2 protein-coding genes are annotated in these 2,529 nt (G+C 52.9%); both read right to left on the reverse strand.

Annotated features, from left to right (window positions below; translation table 11 throughout):
* Window positions 1-678: 678 nt before the first annotated feature.
* On the reverse strand, window positions 679-1,686 hold the full coding sequence (locus AC4GMC_RS18210) for a nucleotidyl transferase AbiEii/AbiGii toxin family protein (RefSeq protein WP_487878756.1): 1,008 nt from the start codon (window positions 1,684-1,686) through the stop codon (window positions 679-681).
* Window positions 1,687-1,688: 2 nt separating this feature from the next.
* Complete coding sequence (locus tag AC4GMC_RS18215; RefSeq protein WP_487878757.1) at window positions 1,689-2,285, reverse strand: DUF6088 family protein; 597 nt, start codon at window positions 2,283-2,285, stop codon at window positions 1,689-1,691.
* Window positions 2,286-2,529 lie beyond the last annotated feature (244 nt).

Raw genomic sequence — 2,529 nt, forward strand, 5'->3', positions numbered from 1 at the left:
AGGTTCCCACAAAGCGGACTTTAGCCGCAATACAGCAATTCGGGAGTCTGGGCTCAAAGCCGCTGTTCGCCGCAGCATGCCTGAAGGTCGGCTTTGGGCCAAAAGCGATTATCTTACCTTTGGTAGAACGATTATTCATGTCAACGCCATGTCAACGAGCGTACGTCATTTTTTGAGTGTGAGACACGGTGGGTGTGGGCCGATGTCAGCGAGTTTCAGGGCCGAAAACTTGTGAATTCAAAGGCTTGCCGCCTATGTCTTTGAAATTTATAAATTATTGGAATCGTTGAATAATGGGCTCATAACCTGAAGGTCGTAGGTTCAAATCCTACTCCCGCAACCAAATTAATACGCCAAATCAAATGCTTAGAGCCCGACTTAATCAGTCGGGCTTTATGCGTTTATTCCATGTCAACGCCATGTCAACGTTTGGCGAGTCGCAGCCCCTGAAAAGCCGTAATCAACGATAATCAGCTGCTTTCAGTGACGGCAGGTGACAATCGCGTATACTGAAGCGGATTGGCTCGGCCAGCTGATGACGGCAATCGTGACCACCCCCAGCCTATTCTCCGCAGAGAATGCGGAGAATAGATCAGATAATTTCCGCACAGCACGCCTACTCTATCCAGGAAAGTTGGCTAGAACTGAAATGTGAAAAGTTCACTGTGAGGGCGAGAGTCAGCTGTTGATCTCAGTCTCAAACGCTTCGATCGTAGCGAGGATTTCATCGAACTTTGGTGCGTCACCGATGATCATTTCCCGCATTCCGGCGTAGTCTTTTCTGAGCGCGGTGGCGAGGTTGGCGTTCGGCACCAAGCGCAAGGAGCCGGGCTTGGCATCATCGTAGTTTGCCCAGGCGGATTTGAAAAATACCGATTTGTGATGTGCGACTTCGGTCAGCAAATCTAGCTTTCCGAGGGCACGTTTTTTGGCTTCATGCCCAATCAGCTGGGCCATATCGTAGTAATGGCGGGACATGCGATCTCCGAGGGGTTTGCTCGCATCTTGATGAAAGAGCATATGCAAAATGGTCGCTTTCTCCCAGAACGTGCGCTCGACCCCTAACACTTTCACCCCGACCAGACCGTCTGCCAGAAGATCCGGAAAAGCCTGATGCAGGTATGGCGCAATGTCGATCTGCTCGGCAGGCAGTTGGACGCCACGAGCACCGAACTCAAAGCGTACAACCGGTTTGACATAGCCCACATCGCTTTCTGCCAATGTAGGATAGGCAAAGAGAATGGTCTGCGGGTCGGTTGCATCAACCGACAGGGTGAAGCTTTGTTCTAGATGGGAGCCAAAAGCAGTTTGAATTTGGGCCAGAAGTTGGCCTCCGACGGCTTCTTTCGCCGCTTCCTCCAGTTCCTGAAGCAACCTTTTCTGTTTCTTGCCTTTCAGGCCTGGGCCTTCTGGATCGCGGTCGCCTACAAACCCGAGTTGTTCGCGGTCTATTGAGAGGTCTACATCCTCGGAGAAGCGGTGGATCACGTCATAAGCTTTGGACAGGGAGGTTCCGCCCTTAAAGATCAACTGCTTGCCAAAAGATGGCAGTGCAAAGAGCTGCTTTAGGGACCAGCAAACCCAGAAATCTTTTTCGACGATTGCCTTCGACATTCCAAGCTGCGCTGCAGTTTCTTGAAAGGCTTCATCTCTGAGCTCAGGCGCGTCGTTGGCAAAATTTTCCATGCTCAAGCGTGTGAAACAATCTGTCGGACAATGGGGTGCATCCATGCAGGAGCGTGGATGCTTTGCTTTGCCAAGAGCTTCCGATCATTGTCATCCAGTGCGCGTGCAAGCCGGTCGACGATTTGACCGTCCACACGGTCCTTGCCGACATAACGCAACGCTTGGAAGACGACCCCAGTCTTATGTCCTGCACCGACTAATGTTTTTGGGGATGCATTGCGAAACTGGATGACCTGCCGTCCGACTTTCTTGGTACGGGTCGGGCCGTCGGTCATATAGGTCGGCTTGGATGGCACCTGAGTGGTAAGACCCAGTTGATTGGCGGCCATCGAAGGAGACGGCTGCAAGATCTGGCCGTCCTTTCGTGCGACAGCCTTGGCTATGTCATCGGCGGAAGGCGAGAGAAATCCGAAGCGGGGGCTCTTCTTCGGGTAGTCATACAGCCCCCGCGTCAGCCGCCGGATCACACCTTGATCCGCAAGGCGTGACAGGGCCTGATCCACGCTTGCGCGGGACCCAATATCGAGAAAATCGCTGGGCGCGAAGATGGCCCCGCGATCTTTGTCAATGATCCGTTGTTTGATGCTTGAAGTGATCATGCTTGTGCCTCTTGTCAGAAAATACAATAAGTTTTTCTGAAGATCAATAGGCGACAGGGCACCCCCCCGAGGCATCGCTTGCATCGATGGAGTCAGAGGGCCTTAGCTATGAGCCGCGCGACTGACCGCACGGGCTAGCCAGGTTGGAAACTGTGGTGCTGCTGCGACCAATTCGGAAAACGACGCGCTTGGGATTTTACGCTTGAGCGTCTTCAGTGCGCCTTCGGCCTGTTCAGGGCCCAAC

Source organism: Thalassobacter sp., assembly GCF_982993085.1.

Coding starts and splice junctions, on each gene's coding strand:
- AC4GMC_RS18210 (WP_487878756.1), bottom strand. CDS start 1,686: ATGGAAAATTTTGCCAACGACGCGCCTGAGCTCAGAGATGAAGCCTTT.
- AC4GMC_RS18215 (WP_487878757.1), bottom strand. CDS start 2,285: ATGATCACTTCAAGCATCAAACAACGGATCATTGACAAAGATCGCGGG.